Source organism: Paraburkholderia sp. SUR17 (assembly GCF_029536165.1).
GTDB lineage: Bacteria > Pseudomonadota > Gammaproteobacteria > Burkholderiales > Burkholderiaceae > Paraburkholderia > Paraburkholderia kururiensis.
Window position 1 is genome coordinate 2,161,988 of the sequence record NZ_CP120509.1, and the last position, 16,477, is coordinate 2,178,464.

Annotated in this window: 12 protein-coding genes; 5 read left to right on the forward strand and 7 right to left on the reverse strand. The window is 67.9% G+C overall.

The annotated features are described in order from the left end of the window. Nucleotides 1-13: 13 nt before the first annotated feature. Entirely contained in the window at nt 14-3,073 is a 3,060-nt protein-coding gene (locus tag P2869_RS26970) for a winged helix-turn-helix domain-containing protein (protein WP_277598498.1), read from the reverse strand. A 247-nt stretch (nt 3,074-3,320) separates the two neighbouring features. On the opposite strand from P2869_RS26970, the gene P2869_RS26975 reads away from it, so the two are divergent. Continuing rightward, complete coding sequence (locus P2869_RS26975; RefSeq protein WP_277598499.1) at nt 3,321-4,358, forward strand: AraC family transcriptional regulator; 1,038 nt, start codon at nt 3,321-3,323, stop codon at nt 4,356-4,358. Nucleotides 4,359-4,389: 31 nt separating this feature from the next. Here P2869_RS26975 and P2869_RS26980 read toward each other — a convergent pair whose 3' ends face one another. Then, a complete protein-coding gene (locus tag P2869_RS26980; protein WP_277598500.1) occupies nt 4,390-6,249 on the reverse strand; it encodes an FAD-dependent oxidoreductase in 1,860 nt (619 codons plus the stop codon). A gap of 354 nt (nt 6,250-6,603) precedes the next feature. Here P2869_RS26980 and P2869_RS26985 point away from each other — a divergent pair, with 354 nt between their 5' ends. Further along, nucleotides 6,604-7,512: a LysR family transcriptional regulator gene (locus P2869_RS26985; protein ID WP_017775260.1), complete on the forward strand. Its 909-nt coding sequence runs from the start codon at nt 6,604-6,606 to the stop codon at nt 7,510-7,512. On the opposite strand, the gene P2869_RS26990 is transcribed toward P2869_RS26985, so the two are convergent. From P2869_RS26990 to P2869_RS27010, 5 genes are all read right to left on the reverse strand, one after another. Beyond that, nucleotides 7,499-10,252 (reverse strand): winged helix-turn-helix domain-containing protein, encoded by a 2,754-nt coding sequence (locus P2869_RS26990; RefSeq protein ID WP_277598501.1) that lies wholly within the window; start codon nt 10,250-10,252, stop codon nt 7,499-7,501. The two genes, P2869_RS26985 and P2869_RS26990, sit on opposite strands and share 14 nt — an antisense overlap. Nucleotides 10,253-10,557: 305 nt before the next feature. Then, nucleotides 10,558-10,992: a PRC-barrel domain-containing protein gene (locus P2869_RS26995; RefSeq protein WP_017775258.1), complete on the reverse strand. Its 435-nt coding sequence runs from the start codon at nt 10,990-10,992 to the stop codon at nt 10,558-10,560. Nucleotides 10,993-11,159: 167 nt separating this feature from the next. Next, the gene (locus tag P2869_RS27000) at nt 11,160-11,597 is read right to left on the reverse strand and encodes a DUF3331 domain-containing protein (protein WP_126878740.1); all 438 of its coding nucleotides are present in this window, start codon (nt 11,595-11,597) and stop codon (nt 11,160-11,162) included. 323 nt (nt 11,598-11,920) lie between these two features. Then, a complete protein-coding gene (locus P2869_RS27005; RefSeq protein WP_277598502.1) occupies nt 11,921-12,685 on the reverse strand; it encodes a YoaK family protein in 765 nt (254 codons plus the stop codon). Between the two features lie 25 nt (nt 12,686-12,710). Then, the gene (locus tag P2869_RS27010; RefSeq protein WP_199542244.1) at nt 12,711-12,992 is read right to left on the reverse strand and encodes a DUF1427 family protein; all 282 of its coding nucleotides are present in this window, start codon (nt 12,990-12,992) and stop codon (nt 12,711-12,713) included. Nucleotides 12,993-13,441: 449 nt separating this feature from the next. Here P2869_RS27010 and P2869_RS27015 point away from each other — a divergent pair, with 449 nt between their 5' ends. Genes P2869_RS27015 through P2869_RS27025 form a run of 3 tightly spaced genes read left to right on the forward strand, consistent with a single transcriptional unit; the run spans nt 13,442 to nt 16,454 of the window. After that, complete coding sequence (locus tag P2869_RS27015) at nt 13,442-15,346, forward strand: amidohydrolase (protein WP_277598503.1); 1,905 nt, start codon at nt 13,442-13,444, stop codon at nt 15,344-15,346. Nucleotides 15,347-15,381: 35 nt separating this feature from the next. Further along, a complete protein-coding gene (locus P2869_RS27020; protein WP_199542242.1) occupies nt 15,382-15,801 on the forward strand; it encodes a DoxX family protein in 420 nt (139 codons plus the stop codon). Between the two features lie 11 nt (nt 15,802-15,812). Beyond that, nucleotides 15,813-16,454, forward strand: a complete 642-nt coding sequence (locus tag P2869_RS27025) for an HD domain-containing protein (protein WP_017775252.1) — start codon at nt 15,813-15,815, stop codon at nt 16,452-16,454. Nucleotides 16,455-16,477: the final 23 nt, after the last annotated feature.

Below are 16,477 nucleotides of genomic sequence, written 5' to 3' on the forward strand. Positions count from 1 at the left end.
CTCATGCACAGGCTCACTGCAACGACCGCGCCGCCGGATGGACGGCAAGCGCGGGCGTTTGCCAGGCCTGCTGTGCCGGCGACGCCGTCGCCTTCTGCGACGAAGCGGTCTCGCTGCCATAACCGGCCTCGGCGGCACGCGAAGTGCCCATCTTCTTCGCCAGCGTGTCGCCCAGCGTGACGAGACGGCGAATGTCCGGCGCATCCGAGTGCAGGTCGAAACGCGGCGAGAGGTCCGCCGTGAGCGCCGCCGCCTGCCGCACCTGCCCTTTCTCCGCCAGATGCCCCGCGAAGTCGAGCGCCGCGCGCAGTTCCCACATGGGCGCGTCGTGCTCATGGGCAAGCTTCATCGCATCGGAAAGCAGCCGGCGGCCCGCGGCCTCGTGCATTTCTGCGGCGTCGGGTGCGCGTTCGGCCACCCGGCGTGCGCGCTCCAGTTCCACGACGCCGCGCACGCGCAGCAGCTCCGGCAAGAAGATGTGCTCGCCGTTCGCCTCGCCATGCGCGAGCGTTTCGTCGAGCCTTGCGCGCGCTTCGTCGATGCGCCCCGCCCGCGCGAGCCCCTCGGTCCATACCACGATCAGGGGCGTGACGAGCCGCCGAAAGCCGCGCGCGAGCAGCCGCGCCAGCGCGGGCCCCATGCGCGCAAGCCCCGCCTCGGTACGCCAGCATTCGATATCGATCTGCCCGGCGAGGCATTCCGCGTAGTCCTGCCAGCTTTCGAAGCGATGGATCGCAACCTGCGAACGCAGGATGGTGAGGTAGCGCGACGCGGTCTCCAGCTCGCCGCATTGCAGCGCGAGCGGCACGACGCCCACCGCAAGCAGATGGCTGAGCGACGGTTCGAGCATGTCGGCCCTCACGCGATTCATGGCCTTCTCGATGTACTGCATGGCACGTTCGGCGTCGCCCTGAATCCAGGCAATGCGCGCGAGCGTGGCGTTGCCGATGATGAGCGGATCGACCGAAAGCGAGCACTCCGAAGGCCGCGACTCGTCGATGGAATCCATGACGCGTTCGATGCGCTGGCGCGCCTGTTCGTGCTCGCCGAAGAGGTGCAGCGACACGGCCACCATCAGCGCGGCGAGCGCCTGCTGGAACGGCGAGCCGCTGCGCTCCGAGAGATGCTGGAAGCGCGTCGCGAAGCGCATCGATGCGTGAATGTCGCTCGTGGTGAGCATGGTGTTCCACAGGCCCCAGAGCGCGCGCGCCTGAAACGTGTCGTCGCCGGCGTCGCGCGCAAGCCAGAGCACCCGGTTCCAGAGCGACAGGGCGTTCTGCACGGGCACGTCGGTGTAGAGCAGCGTGGAGGCATACGCGGTGCACAGGCGCATTTCGCAGACGGTGTCCACGGCGCCCGCGGGCAACGTGTCCAGTATCGCGAGCGCGCGTTGTGCGCGGTCGCGGCATTCGTGCACGAGGCCCGCTTCGAACAGCGTGCAGACCAGCGCGCCGGCCAGCGCCACGCCGAGCGCGCGGTCGCCGTCGCCGGCGAGCGCCCAGTCGCAGGCCGTGCGGGCCTCGTCGAGCGATGGCTGCGGGCGCTCCTGCGCGGCGCCGCCGGCCGGGTGCCCGCCCGCGGGCAGCGCGCTTTCTTCCATGCGCTTTTGCACGTGCAACATGTGGCGCGTGCCGATCAATTGCACCTCGCCCTCGTCGCGCAGCTTTTCCATGGCGTAGGCGCGCGTCGATTCGGTGAGCCGGTATTGGGCAATGGCGCCGCGGCACTCCACGTTGACGAGCGACTTCGTGGCCAGCTCGCCGAGGCTCGTGATGACGGACGCGACCGGCATGCCGGGCTCGGTCGCCACTGCGCACACGGCGTCGAAGTTGAACGTGCCCGTGAAGAACGCGAGCCGCCTGAAGAGCGCCTTCGAGGTGGCGTCGAGCAGCGCGTAGCTCCAGTCGAACGTGGCGCGCAAGGCCTGGTGGCGCGGCAAGGCTGAACGCAGGCCGCCCGTGAGCAGATTCAGGCGGTCGTCGAGCCGCGAGGCCACGCCTTCCACGCCGAGCGTGGCGACCCGCGCCGCGGCCAGCTCCACGGCAAGCGGCAAACCTTCGAGACGCCGGCAGATGTCGGCCACGATCGCAAGGCTCGCTTCGTCCGCCGCACAGCCGGGCACGATGGCGCGTGCGCGATGCAGGAACAGCTCGACGGCGGAATGGGCGAGGATCGCATCGGCGGATGCTCCGTTGGCCGGCACGGCGAGCGGCTCCACGCGAAACACGCACTCGGTCCAGATGCGCAGCGGCTCGCGGCTCGTCACGAGTACGCGCAACGCCGGGTTGCGCAGCACCAGCACTTCGACAAGGCTCGCCACCGCGTCGATCACGTGCTCCGCGTTGTCGAGCACGAGCAGGCAGCCGGTGTCCGCCAAGGTGTCGGCTAACGCGTCGGCCACGCTCTGTGCACTGAGCGGCGCGGCAGCATCGGCCAGGCCCAGGGCGGCTGCGAGCGTGGCGAGCACGGCATCGGGCGACGACGCCTGGGCCAGCTCGACGAAGTACACGCTGAGGTTGCCGCGATCGCGCATTTCCCGCGCGACATGCACGGCAAGGCAGGTCTTGCCGATGCCGCCCGCGCCCACCAGGGTGGTAACGGCCGTGCGGGTGGTTTGATCGACGATCTGCTCGACTTCGGCCTGCCGTCCGATCAGACGCGAAACGCCCACGGGCAGCATGCGGCCTCGCGGCGTTGTAGTCGATTGCCGCGAGCCTGCGGCCCGGGTGTCGAGGTCGGCATCGGCGTGGGAGGCGGCATCGGTGCCTGGATCGGCCGTGCGCGCGGCGTGAGCCACGAGCAGATAGCCGCGGCCCGGCACGGTCTTGATGAGATCGCGGTCGCCGCCCAGCAGCTTGCGTAGCGCGGCAATGTGCACCTGAAGCCGGTTCTCTTCGACGATCAGGCCGGGCCAGACGGCATCCATGATGTCGTCCTTGGAAAGAATCGCGCCGTTGGCACGAAAGAGCACTTCCAGAATGTCGAGCGCCCGCGCGCCGACACGCAGCGAGCGGCCGTGCTGATGAACTTCGCGCTGGTCGAAATTCACCAGCAATGTGCCGATCCTATTCATGGCCACTCTCCTCGCTTCTGGCAGCGTTTTGCAATGGCGCCTCGGGCGCGCACCCGCCTGATGAAATGTCAAAAAAGTAAACGGGCGGTAATATCCTGTCTTGAACAATAGTGCTCACGCACGCCATGGCGCAGTCCTGCGCAGCCGTCCGTAGTTGTCCCGTAGTTGTCCTGCAATTGTCTTTAGCCGGGCCGTCTGGCGCCGCCCGTCACGACGACGCCACACACGGTCTCGAGGAATCCGCCCCATGTCTCACGCACACACCGCAACGGCCGGCGCTGCGAAGGCGTCGAAGGACACGCTGGGTTGCGTGTCGAGCAAACTGCTCAAAGACGTTCAGTTCGATGGCGACGACATCCGCTTCTACCGCAAGTGCATGGAAGAGGCGCAACTGGACCGCATCGCGATGCCCGCCTGCGAGCGCGGCTTCCTGATCGGCGTTTCGCTTGCAGCAGGGCACCGGCGCAAGATCTTCCGCGGCGCGCGCGCCGTGGACCGTCGCTTCGAAGCAGGCTCCATCTATATCCGCGATTTCTCCGAGGATTACCGCGCCGACCTCTACGGCGGCTTCGACTTCGTGCTCGTGGAGCTTCCGCGCGCCTTCCTCATGCGGCTCGCCGACGAGCATGGCATTGCCGACATCGCAGGGCTCGCCTGCGCCATGCATCAGAAAGACCGCGTGCTGGGCCGTCTCGCGCAGGCGCTCGCGCCGGGTCTCGAAGCGCCTGGCCCACTCGGCAAGCTGTTTGTCGAAGAGATAGGACTCGCCATCGGCACGCATCTCGCGCGGCAATACGGCAACGCGCGCGTGGCGCATGGTGTGCCCGATGCGCAGCCACCGCTGAAGCCCCTGAAAGGCGCGCTTTCCATGGCGGCCGAAGCGCGGGCCAAGGAAATGTTGATGAATGCCTCGCACGCGGGCGCATCGATTTCGGACATTGCCCGCGAATGCGAACTGTCGCGCGCCTACTTCATCCGCGCGTTCGCGAAGACCACGGGGCGCACGCCGCACCAGTGGCTGCTGGAGCAGCGCACGGCCCAGGCGCGCAACCTCATCGAGGCAACCGGCCTGCCGCTTTCGGACATTGCGGCTATCTGCGGCTTCGCGGACCAGAGCCATCTGAGCCGCGTGTTCCAGAAAACGGTGGGCATGTCGCCAGGCGCCTGGCGGCGCAATGGTTCGCCGCCCAGCGGGTCGCCGCTCGCCAGATCGCGGCGCGCGCAGTCGGAGCCTGCATCGGAACCCGCCCCGCTGGCCACGGCCCCGGACACGAACGCGGACTGAACCCGCCCGCGACGCGACCGGCGGCTGGTCGCTACGCATGCGCTTTCATGTTCGCCAGGTACGCGTGAATCTGCGCGACCACGGCCGCGCCGTCGCCCACGGCCGCGGCCACGCGCTTGGCCGACTCCGAGCGCACGTCGCCCACGGCGAAGAGGCCCGGCACGTTGGTCTCCAGCGCATAGCGGTGTCCCGTCACGACGAAGCCGCGGCTGTCCAGTTCCACGCCGCTGGTGGCAAGCCAGTCCGTTTTGGGATCCGCGCCGATGAAGAGGAACAGGTGCCGCGTCGCGATCGTCTCGCGCGTCTTGCCGTCGGCCTGGGCCTGGGCGCAGGCCGACTCCGCTTCTGGTTCCGCTTCTGGTTCCGCTTCTGGTTTCGTTTCTGGCTCCAACCCTGCTCGCGCCCCGTCCCCGTCCCGCACGATGTGAATCTGCGCGAGCCCGCATGCGTCGCCCTCCAGCGCATCGAGCACGCAGCCCGTGCAGACCGAGACATTAGGCAGCGCCGCGATGCGATCGATCAGATACCGCGACATGCTCGCGCGCAGGTCCTTGCCGCGAATCAGCATGCGGATGCTGCGCGCGAAGCCCGCGAGGTACACCACGGCCTGCCCCGCCGAGTTGCCGCCGCCGATCAGCACGATGTCCTGCCCCTTCGCAAGCCGCGCCTCGATGGGCGACGCCCAGTAATAGAGGCCGCGCCCCTCGAAGCGCTCGAACCCCGGCACCGCGGGCTTGCGATACGCGGCGCCGCTCGCCGCCACCACGGCATGGGCGCGCACGCATTGCCCATCGGTGAGGCCCAGCACGAAACCAGCGGAGGATCGGGTCGCATCCCGCGTCACGTCACGGGCCACCTCACGGGCCACCTCACGGGCCACCTCGCGATGCACATCGACCACGGACCCCGGAATCGCCACATGCGCGCCGAACTTCAGCGTCTGCTGGAATGCGCGCGCCGCCAGCGCCTGGCCCGAGATGCCCGTGGGAAAGCCGAGGTAGTTTTCGATGCGCGCACTTGCGCCGGCCTGGCCTCCCGGCGAGCGCCGGTCGAACACCACGACCGAGAGCCCCTCCGAGGCCGCGTACACTGCAGCCGCCAGTCCCGCGGGCCCCGCACCGACAATGGCCACGTCGTAGATGTGCGAGCGCTCGAAGGTGGGCACGAGACCGAGGCGCGTGGCGAGTTGCGCCTCGTCGGGCGCGCGCAGCACCGAGCCGTCGGGGCAGAACACGAGCGGGAAATCCGCGGGGCCCGTGGTGAGCCCCGAGAGCAGGCGCACCGCGTCGGCGTCCGTGCGGGCATCGACGATGGAAGCCGGATAGGCGTTGCGGCGCAGGAAACCTTGCAGGCTCACGAGGTGCGCATCGCCGGCATCGCCCACGATGATCGGCCCGAGCCCCTGCTCGATGAGCCCGAGGCGCCGCAGGATCAACGCACGCATGATGTGCTCGCCCAGCTGGGCGTCCGCGACGATCAAGGCACGCAGACGTTCCGGCGTGACCACGAGCGTGTCGCAGTCGGTCAGGGCGAAGCCGTCGATCAGCGCGGGCTTGCCCGCAAGCTGCGCCATCTCGGCCATGAAGTGGCCGTCTTCGTGTTCCGTGACGAGCGTCTGGCGACCCAGGCGGTCGCGCGAACAGATGCGCACGCGGCCCTTCAGCAGCACGAAGAGACCCGGCGCCACCTGGCCCGTCTCGAACACGAATTCGCCTGCCGCGAAGTGCATGGGCATCGCAAAGCGCCGCAGGCTGGCGATTTCCGCGGCAGAGAGCTTCGGAAACATCTGGTGCTGACGATGTTCGAGCGACGAGTAAGGCGTATCGAGTTCCGCTGCCGGCACGTCGGGCAAGTCGGGCAAAGCGGAAGGGTTCGGCGGGCTGGCGCTCATGGTCGACCTCGGCAAACGGGTGCGCCGCGCGGCAGGCGGCATGGCTGGATTGACGAGGTTAGCGAAGGCCCGCGTGTTAAGCCTTGGCCGCGGGTTAAACGTTCTGAACGTGCGGATGCGGCACGGCGGGCATCTGCCGTTCCTTGCATCGGATGAGAACCATGACGCGCCGCGAGCACGTCGAATGCTGCGCAAACCCGCATGCATGCGGTGGCAAAGCCCCTTGAAACGTTCTGAAGCGCGCTCATAACCGGCCCCAATCAAGCTACGATGCCGCTGATGCGCCGTGGATGCCGGCACGGCCGACTTGCCCTGCGCCCGCCGCGACGTCCCCATACGAACAGGAATCTGGCCATGAAGCTGTCATTCGAAGCCCTCGAAGCACTGGATGCGATCGACCGGGCCGGCACCTTTGCCGAAGCAGCGGAACGGCTGCACCGCGTGCCGTCGTCGCTCACCTATCTCGTCCAGAAGCTCGAAAGCGATCTCAACGTCGAACTGTTCGACCGCAGCGGCCGGCGCGCGCGCCTCACGCATGCGGGCCGCGTGGTGGTGGAAGAAGGCCGGCGCCTCTTGCATGCGGCCGAGCAGCTCGAACTCAAGGCGCTGCGCATCCAGCACGGCTGGGAGTCGGAACTGCGCCTGTGCATCGACGAAATCCTGCCGTTCGGCGCGCTGTGGCCGTACGTCCATACGTTCTACGGCCTCGCCATGGATACGCGGCTGCGCCTGTCCACCGAAGTGCTGGGCGGCACGTGGGACGCGCTCGTCACACGCCGCGCGGATCTCGTGGTGGGCGCAACCGGCGAGCCGCCACCGCTGCCGCATATCGTGGCGCGGCCCGTGGGCACGCTGCGCCACGTATTCGCGGTCGCGCCCAACCATCCGCTCGCGCAGCTGCCCGAACCGCTTTCCCTCGAAACGGTGCTGCGCTATCGCGGCGCCGTGATCAGCGACACCTCGCGCGAACTGCAACCGCGGTCCGTGGCCACCGAAGACGGCCAGCCCTACATCGCCGTGCCCACCCTCGCCGCGAAGCTCGCGGCGCAATGCGAGGGGCTCGCCGTGGGCACGCTGCCCGAGTGCCTCGCCCAGCGCGCCATCGACGAAGGCAAGCTGGTGGCACGCCGCGTCACGGGCATGCGCGAATTCACGCACTGCTACCTCGCATGGCGCGAAGACGAAGCGGGACGTGCGCTGCAATGGTGGGTGGAACAGCTCGACCGCCCCGACCTGATCGACCGCTTCATCACGCAGATTTGAGCGTACGGCGCGCGAGCGGCGCGGCGGCGGCCACTTCATCGCTCATGCCGCTCAGGTCGCTCATGTTGCTCAGGCCGCCCGGCCCGTGTACGCGGGGAATGCTCGCGCCAATGCGGCGCAGTTCGGCATCGAACCAGTGCTCGCCATTGGCTTCGCTGTGGCGCTTCGCTTCGTCGAGCGCGGCTGCGGCTTCGTCGTGCCGTCCGCAGGCACGCAAACCACGCGCGTATTGGCCCAGCAGCAGGGTGAGCGGCGCGAGATAACCGGTCTTGCGCAAGCCGTCGAGCGCGGCGGCGAATTCGCGCAAATGAGCCGGCTGCGGATCGACGGCACATTTCAGGCTCGCGGCATAACAGGCGCAGCAGGCGCTCCAGATCACGAAGCCGGTGCGTGCCGCGCGCGTCTCCAGCAGCGCGATGCCTTCTCGCGCAGCGTCGTGCGCCCCCGTCAGCAGCGCGACCGGCACGAGCCCTTCCACCAGCACGTAGCAGGTCACGATGTCGTGCTCGTAGCGCATCGCGGCATCGAGCGCGTCTTGCGCCACGCGCAGCGCCTCGCGCGTCTCGCCCTGTGCCCACAGCACGCGCGCAAGCGTGGCCCGCGTGGCAATGCCGTGTTCGATGCGAAACCCCACTACGTTCCAGCGATGCACAGGATGCGCGTAGACGGCCAGCATTTCGTCGAGCCGCTCGCGCGCGGCCTCCTGCTCGCCGGCATAGTGCAGCGCGATAGCCTCGAGCCGCAGGCCGATCAGGCCCACCGGCAGATCGGCCTGCCGCGTCACGAGCGCGCGAAAGCGCTGCGCGAACGCGAGCGCCGCGCGGACGTTGCCTGCGTAGCGGCAGGCGCTCGCGAGCCCCCACAAGGCGCGCAGTTGATACTCGCCGCTGTCCGTTTCGAGCGCGAGCGTGAGCACGTCGGCCCAGACGTCGAGCACCTCGCGCACGGGCCCGTGCGTATAGACGCGTGCAGCGCCGTAGGCGGCGAGCAGGCGCAACCGCGTCTCGGGCGGCACGGGCGCCACGGCGGGGTCGAGCGTGGCATCGAGCGCGGCGCGCGCACGTTCGCAGCATTCGTCGATCAGCGAGGCATCGAAGAGGCACGGCACCGCGACCGCCGCGAGCGCGATGCCCACCACCGCGTCGCCACCGGGCGCGAAGGCCCAGTCGAGCGCCGCGCGCAAGTTGCCGAGTTCGCGGCGAAACGCGAGAAACCAGGTGCCGGGCGCGTGGCCACTGGTCAGCGAGGGCGCCTGCGAGAACACCGCATGGAAATAGGTGGCATGCGCGAGCGCCGCCTCCTTGCGCTCGCCGCAGTCTTCGAGCTTTTGCAGCGCATAGGCACGCGTGATGGCGAGCAAGCGGTAGCGCGTGTCCGTGCCGGTACCCGCGTCCGCGCTTTCGCGAATCACGAGCGACTTTGCGACCAGCCCGCTCAACGCGTCGAGCAACTGCGGCTGGGAAAAGCCGCGCGGCGCGCTGCTTCCTTCGCTGCGTTCCATGCCGTTGCCCGTCATGCCGCTCACGACGTAATACGCGGCGTCGAACGAGAAGCCGTCCATGAAGACACCGAGCCAGCGCAGCAGCGTGCGCTCGGTTTCGTCGAGCAGGCGATAGCTCCAGTCGAGCATCGCCTTCAAGGTCTGATGCCGCGGCAGCGCCGTGCGAAAGCCGCCGGCCAGAATGCGGAAGTGGTCGTCCAGATGGTCCGCGAGCACTTCCACGCCGAGCACCGCCGCGCGCGCCGCCGCAAGTTCGATGGCAAGCGGTATGCCGTCCAGCCGCCGGCATACGGCGGCCGTGAGGCACAGCGTGCGTTCGTTGAGCGGGAAGCGCGCGTCCGCGGCACGTGCGCGCGCAATGAACAACTGCACGGCGCTGGCCTGCACGATGGCGTCGCCCGTATCCGCCTCGCCGGGCACGTCGAGCGGCGGCACCTGGTGCAGCAGTTCGCCGGGAATGCGCAGCGCCTCGCGGCTCGTGGCCAGCACGCAGAGCCCTTCGCTCGCAGCCGTGGCCGCGGTGGCCACCTGCGCGGCCACGTCGATCAGATGTTCGCAGTTGTCGAGCACGAGCAGCATGCGCCGGCCCGCGAGGCCCGGCACGATGTCGGCAAGCGCCAGGCGGCCGGCCGGCCTCGCCATGCCGAGCGAGCCCGCGAGCGCAGCCGGGAGTGCATCCGCGAGCGCGTCTGCAACGAAGCGCGGGTCCGATACCGAAGCGAGCGGAACGAACACCACGCCGTCGGGAAAGCGCGATGCCACGCGCGCCGCCACCTCGGTGGCCACACGCGTCTTGCCGATGCCGCCCGAGCCCACCAGCGTGACGATGCGCAGCGCGCCGAGTGCATCCGCGACCTGCGCTATCGAAGCCTCGCGCCCCACGAGCGCCGAAGCGGATACCGGCAGCGGCGGCACGAGGTCTGCCGTGCTGCGCTTCGGCGCCGCGTCGCTGAGCGCGCCGACCAGACAATAGCCGCGTCCGGGCACCGTGCGAATGAGATCGCGCTGTGGGCCCAGCGCCTTGCGCAAGGCGGCGATGTGAACCTGCAGGTTGTTTTCCTGAACGATCGTTGTGGGCCACACGCACCGGATGATCTCGTCCTTCGACACCAATGCGCCTTCGGCCCGAATCAGCAATTCGAGAATATCGAATGCGCGGCTGCCGATACGCACCCGTTCGCCGTTCAAACGAATTTCGCGGCTCTCGAGAAAGACGTGGAGTTGCCCGATCTGAATCATTGCAAGCTGTCTTTCGACAAATGAGTCGGTATTAAGTCATCAGTCCTGCCGGCGCGCCCCGCGCGGCACGCTCATGCTACGGCATTCCCCTCATTCGAAGATTTAAATATTCCGAACTGAATGTTCGATATTTTTGATTAGAGGATTTTTTTATTGGAGGCGTGAATCTCTCAGGCAGTACGGCTTGCTTCTATTCCGGTTTTCCAATAAGCAGCTTGCAGTGAGCGGCGGCGCATGCCTTCGGGCCGCGGCGCCGAACGATCGACTGGCCGCGAAGGCATGCAGGCACTTCACTTCATGTCACGTCACGGGTGCTGATAGGCGTCGCGCGGCTTAGGCACCACGGGCATCTTCGTGTACTGGAACACCGGCATGGCCTTCAGCGCCTCACGCGTGGCGCCGGCCAGCACGAGCTTGCCGTCGGCGAAATCGAGCTGCTCGATGGGCACCGCCACGTCGTGACGCATGCCGACGAAGCGCTGGGCATCCACGATCGCGTACGAGACGGACTTGTCCGGCGCCACGACGATGTCATAAACCTTGCCCACCTGCTGCCCTTGCTCGTTGAACACGGGCTTGCCGAGGATGGAGCGCTTCACGCTCCAGCCCGCGAGAATCGCGTCGGCCTCGGTCACCGAAATGCCGATCGTCTGATGGCCCACCACCTGCGCCTGTGCGGTCTGCACGCAGACGGCGGCACACGCCGCCACGGCCACCGAGATCCACGTCTTTCGAATCATGCTGTTTTCTCCAATTGCAATGCGAACTACGAAACGGCGCCGTCCATCGTGTTGGGCGGCGCCGGACTGGTTTCGGGCGGCAAGCGTCGCGGCCGGAGCCCGGGTCGCGCGTGAAGCCGTACATGAAGCTGCGCATGTGAGTCGCGCATGTGAGCCGGATCTCTGCTTCAGCGCGCGGCCATCTGTTCCAGCTCCGCGGCGAGAATCATCTCCATGCTGTTCGCCGGACGATGCGCGCCGCGCCACTGCGGCTTGTAGATCGGATCGCCGCGACGGATGGCGCGCCCCGTGAGCGCGCAGTAGCCGCTCGAGCGCGACTTGGCGCTGATCCAGCGCTGGTCGATGTAGCGGCAGCGCGTGGAGTCGCTCCACGACACCAGCATCGAGCTGTCGTTCTGCTTCTCGAGCGCGATGATCGACGTGCGGTTCAGCCCGACGCCGGCCGCCGCCCGCGCGGCATTGCCGCCCGCCTGCTTGCGTGCGCCTGCGCCGCCGCGCGCGTGCGAGCGCGCCGCTTCGGGCCGCACGGCGTGCATCGGCTGACGCGCCTCGGACTGCAGCCACAGCAGCATGACGACGTGTTCCCAACGATCGAGTTCTTCCATTTGGCGTGTCCTCGCACAGGAAGGAATGGCTATACCGCGGGCTGCGGCCGCATCCGTCATGCGTTGCTCGCAGCGTGCTCATGGGCCGCCGGCGGGTAACGTGAACCGCGACGTGAACCGCGAAGTGACCCGCGCAGTGACCCGCGCAGTGAACCGTGACCCCAGGCGCGACGCGGCGGACATTGCGGCGACCAGCCACGCGACACCCGCAGCATGACGTTATGCGCGCCGCGCTGAAGAGTCCTTTGCGTTCGCTTAAATCTTCTTGTGGCGGCGCGGCCGCATGGCGAGCCGGCCGCCACGTCCTGTCACGAACCGCCGCTTCATTCGGCCACCGCGCATGAGCCTGTTCCGGCACGCAGCGCCAGGATGGCGAGCAGGATGACGGGGAACAGCAGCGCCCAGAACGAAGCCTGCACAAACGCGATGGACGCGACGATCGCGCCCATGGCAAAGCCCGCCACCGGCAGCAGGATGTCGGCAAGGCGCTCGCGCGCCGCGCGCTTCGCGTCGCTCGTGTGGCCGGTGAGAGCGTCGATGGTGTAGAGCACGCCCAGCGTGACGTTGAGCGTCATCATCGTGGTGGGCGGCTGGCCGGGCAGCACGAGCCGGCTGTGGGCGTTCTGCACGCCCATGGCCGCGGCCCCGAAGAGCGCCGCCACGATGGCCCACGCGCTCTCGGGCCCGTAGTGGGGCCAGACGACGAGACCCGCCGCCATCATCAGACACAGGCAGAGAGCCTGAAGCACATAAAGGCCGCGCTCGGCGGAAACGCCGCGCCGCTGCGCCATGCCCACGACACCGCGGGCCACCGCCACGCCCGCAATGAACGCCGGAAACGCGAGCAGCTTGATGAGCATGCCCTGGCCCTCTCCCACCACGTTCGCGCCGATCAGCACGAAGTTCGCCGTGACGTGTGCGGCGAAGAGGCCGAACAGCGCGACGAAGCCGAACGCGTCCACGTAACCCGCGATGAACGCGAGGATGGTGACGAGGCGTTGCGGCGTCGATGCTTCGGCGCGCACCTCGTGCACCTCATGCACCTCATGCGGCTGGCCGCCCTGCACGGCAGACGGTGGGAAGTTCATGTCGGGGTCCTCTCGTGCGCCGTGCTCATGGCTTCGGCTGGTCGTCGGCACCCGCGTCGCGCTGCGCGGTGACGATGGGCGTGGAGGTGTGGGTGGGCATGGACGACGTGGACGCCGGCGCGCTCACCGCAGCCGGCGCGTTGCGGGCCGCGAGGTGCGCCTTCAGCTGCGTCACGAGCTGGTCGCCGCCCAGCATGCCCAGCAGCCCCGCCAGCGCGATCAAGGGCGGCGCAGGCGATTTCAGGCCCAACAGCCCGTAGCCGATGCCGAACAGCAGGCCCGATAAGAGCGAGTAGACGTATTGCATGACGTCGGTCCTTGCGGTGCGCAATGGTGAGAAAAAGCGCCTGCAGGTGCCGCGGCGACAGAGCTTCGCGCCACGGCCAGGACGCGAAACCATCGTAACAACGCGCCGCCGCCGCACCGATTTAATCGTTCTGAATTCTCCTGCCGCGCTGTCGCCTGCTTCTGCCTGAGGCCGCCTGCTTCGGCCTGAGGCTGCCCGCCGCCGCCCGCATCCTCCCGTTATGCATCGATGCACGCCGTTCAGCCCGCGTGCGCGCTTGCTTCAGAACGTTTCAGGTGCGGCTAAGGACTTTCAGCCAGCCCTTGCGTAGTGTTGAAAAACAGACGGCGCAGCACGAGGCGACCCTCAACACGGCGACCAGGCCACACCACCACACGGCCGCACCGCCACCGCCCATCGCCTTCACGCCATTTCGGACAGCCCTGTCCACCCACCTACAGGAACGCACGATGACTGCCCAGTTCGACGACACGGCGACCGCGGATACGGTCTTCTTCAACGGCAAGATTGCGACCCAGGACGAAAAGCGCTCGTTCGTCACGGCGCTGGCCGTCAAGGACGGCCGCGTGCTCGCCACGGGCAACGACCGCGACGTGATGCAGCGCGCGGGCGCCAACACGCGGCGCATCGACCTGCAAGGCCGCACCGTGATTCCGGGGCTCAACGACTCGCACCTGCACGTGATTCGCGGCGGCCTCAACTTCAACATGGAGCTGCGCTGGGACGGCGTGCCCTCGCTCGCCGACGCGCTCGACATGCTGCGCCGCCAGGTGGCCCGCACGCCGGCCCCGCAGTGGGTGCGCGTGGTGGGCGGCTGGAACGAGCTGCAGTTCGCCGAACGCCGCGGGCCCACGCTCGAAGAGATCAACGCCATTGCGCCCGACACGCCGGTCTTCATCCTCCACCTCTACGACAGCGCGCTCCTGAACGCCGCCGCGCTGCGCGCCGTGGGCTACACGAAAGACACGCCGAACCCGCCCGGCGGCGAGATCCAGCGCGACCGCGGCGGCAACCCCACGGGCATGCTGATCGCGCGCCCCAATGCGGGCCTGCTCTACGCCACGCTCGCCAAAGGCCCGAAGCTGCCGTATGACGACCAGATGAATTCGACGCGCCATTTCATGCGCGAGCTGAACCGGCTGGGCGTGACGAGCGCCATCGACGCAGGCGGCGGCTACCAGGCCTACCCCGACGACTACGCCGTCATCATGGAACTCGCGAAGCGCGGCGAGCTGACCATGCGCATCGCCTACAACCTGTTCACGCAGAACGCGAAGAAGGAGATCGACGACTTCGCTCGCTGGGTGAAGATGACGAAGCCCGGCGACGGTGACGAGTTCCTGCGCGTGAACGGTGCGGGCGAAATGCTGGTGTTCTCCGCCGCGGACTTCGAAGACTTTCTCGAGCCGCGCCCGGACCTGCCGGAGTCGCTCGAAACCGAGCTGAAGGGCGTTGTGAAGCTGCTCGTGCAGAACCGCTGGCCGTTCCGCCTGCACGCCACCTACGACGAATCCATCAGCCGCTTTCTCAACGTGTTCGAAGAAGTGAACCGCGAAGTGCCGTTCGACGGCCTGCGCTGGTTCTTCGACCACTGCGAAACCATCTCGGAAGCCAACATTGCCCGCATCGCCGCCCTGGGTGGCGGCATCGCGGTGCAGCACCGGATGGCCTATCAGGGCGAGTACTTCATCCACCGCTACGGCGAGGAAGCCGCGCAACGCACGCCGCCCATCCAGAAGATGCTCGCGGCGGGCCTACCCGTGGGCGCGGGCACGGACGCCACGCGCGTGGCGAGCTTCAACCCGTTCGTCTCGCTCTACTGGATGATCTCGGGCCGTACCGTGGGCGGCACGCTGCTGTACCCCGAGCGCAACCGGCTGGAACGCATGGAAGCGCTGCGCCGCTACACCGTGGGCAGCGCATGGTTCTCGAACGAAGACGACCGCAAGGGCGCCCTCGTGCCGGGCCAGTACGCAGACTTCGCCGCGCTTACCGACGACTTCTTCACCGTGGACGAAGAACGCATCAAGTACCTCTCGTCGGTGCTGACCGTGGTGAACGGCAAGGTGGTCTACGCCGACGAGGAATTCAGCCCGCTCGCGCCGCCCGCGCTGCCTGTGAGCCCCACGTGGTCGCCGGTGGCGGAGTTCGGCGGCTACAGCCGCTATCGGCCGGCTGCTTCGGCCACATCGATGACTGCGGCCGAGGCCACGGCGCGCGCCTGCATCGACGGTTGCTCGAACCAGTGCGGCGTGCACGGCCACGGCCACATGTGGGCATGGCGCAGCAACGTACCGACGGGCGACGACAACGGCTTCTGGGGCGCGCTCGGCTGTAGCTGCTTCGCGTTCTGATCGCGCTTCGTTCCCTGTCACCCGGATCGCACACCATGAACCTGGCACTCGCTCGCATCACGACGCATTTCGCAGCGCACTCCAACGACATCGCCCTGCTCTTCCTGCGCGTGAGCGCGAGCGTGCTGCTGCTCATCGTGCACGGTCTGCCGAAGGTGCGGCACTACGCCAGCGAGGCCGCGGCCATAGAAGACCCATTTCACTTCGGCAAGCGGCTCACCATCGCGTTCGCGATCTTCGCGGAAGTGGTGTGCCCCGTGCTCGTGATCTTGGGCGTCGCGACGCGGCTTGCAGCGCTGCCCGTCATGGCCGTGACCGCGATCGCACTGCTGCGCGTGCATCCCGAATGGACCGTGGAACAGGGGCAGTTCGCGTGGATGCTGCTGATCCTGTTCGGCACCATCGCCATCGGGGGCGCAGGGCACTACTCGCTCGCCGCACTGCTCGATCTGTGACAGGAGACACGATGAGCCGCTGCGTCGCCGGCATTCCGATACCGGACAGCACCATGGCACAGGCCGCGCTCGCCACGGTCATGGCGATGGAACCGGACATTCTCTACCGGCATTCGGTGCGCGTGTTTCTGTTCGGCGCGCTGGTCGGCAAGCATCGCGCGCTGGCCTGCAACACCGAATTGCTCTACGTGGCCGCGCTTTTTCACGACATCGGGCTCACGCCGCTCTATCGCGATTCGCAGAAGCGCTTCGAGCTGGACAGCGCCAATGCATTGCAGGCGTTTCTCTCGTGCCACGGCGTGCGCGACGACGACGTGGCCGAAGCCGCCCGCGCCGTGGCGCTTCACACGTCGTTCGGCCTGCACGCGGAAATGCCCTCGCTCACGGCGCTGTTGGGCGCGGGCGTGGAAACCGACCTGCTCGGCATGCACTTCGACGAGGTGTGCCAGGCCGATCGCGACGAAGTGGTGAACGCGTTTCCGCGCGGCCCGCGCTTCAAGGAACAGATTCTCGAAACGTTCGCGCAAGGCATGGAGCGGCGCCCGCTCACCACCTTCGGCACCGCCAATGCCGACGTGCTCGAACGGTGCGACCCGAACTACCGCCGCAGAAATTTCTGCGGCCTGATTCTCGGCTCGCACTGGAAGGACTAGCGGCGAAGCACGGCGGCACCGCT

What these genes read in the sequence shown, in the direction of transcription:
- P2869_RS26970 (WP_277598498.1), bottom strand. Translation starts at nt 3,073, where the DNA reads ATGAATAGGATCGGCACATTGCTGGTGAATTTCGACCAGCGCGAAGTT.
- P2869_RS26975 (WP_277598499.1), top strand. Translation starts at nt 3,321, where the DNA reads ATGTCTCACGCACACACCGCAACGGCCGGCGCTGCGAAGGCGTCGAAG.
- P2869_RS26980 (WP_277598500.1), bottom strand. Translation starts at nt 6,249, where the DNA reads ATGAGCGCCAGCCCGCCGAACCCTTCCGCTTTGCCCGACTTGCCCGAC.
- P2869_RS26985 (WP_017775260.1), top strand. Translation starts at nt 6,604, where the DNA reads ATGAAGCTGTCATTCGAAGCCCTCGAAGCACTGGATGCGATCGACCGG.
- P2869_RS26990 (WP_277598501.1), bottom strand. Translation starts at nt 10,252, where the DNA reads ATGATTCAGATCGGGCAACTCCACGTCTTTCTCGAGAGCCGCGAAATT.
- P2869_RS26995 (WP_017775258.1), bottom strand. Translation starts at nt 10,992, where the DNA reads ATGATTCGAAAGACGTGGATCTCGGTGGCCGTGGCGGCGTGTGCCGCC.
- P2869_RS27000 (WP_126878740.1), bottom strand. Translation starts at nt 11,597, where the DNA reads ATGGAAGAACTCGATCGTTGGGAACACGTCGTCATGCTGCTGTGGCTG.
- P2869_RS27005 (WP_277598502.1), bottom strand. Translation starts at nt 12,685, where the DNA reads ATGAACTTCCCACCGTCTGCCGTGCAGGGCGGCCAGCCGCATGAGGTG.
- P2869_RS27010 (WP_199542244.1), bottom strand. Translation starts at nt 12,992, where the DNA reads ATGCAATACGTCTACTCGCTCTTATCGGGCCTGCTGTTCGGCATCGGC.
- P2869_RS27015 (WP_277598503.1), top strand. Translation starts at nt 13,442, where the DNA reads ATGACTGCCCAGTTCGACGACACGGCGACCGCGGATACGGTCTTCTTC.
- P2869_RS27020 (WP_199542242.1), top strand. Translation starts at nt 15,382, where the DNA reads ATGAACCTGGCACTCGCTCGCATCACGACGCATTTCGCAGCGCACTCC.
- P2869_RS27025 (WP_017775252.1), top strand. Translation starts at nt 15,813, where the DNA reads ATGAGCCGCTGCGTCGCCGGCATTCCGATACCGGACAGCACCATGGCA.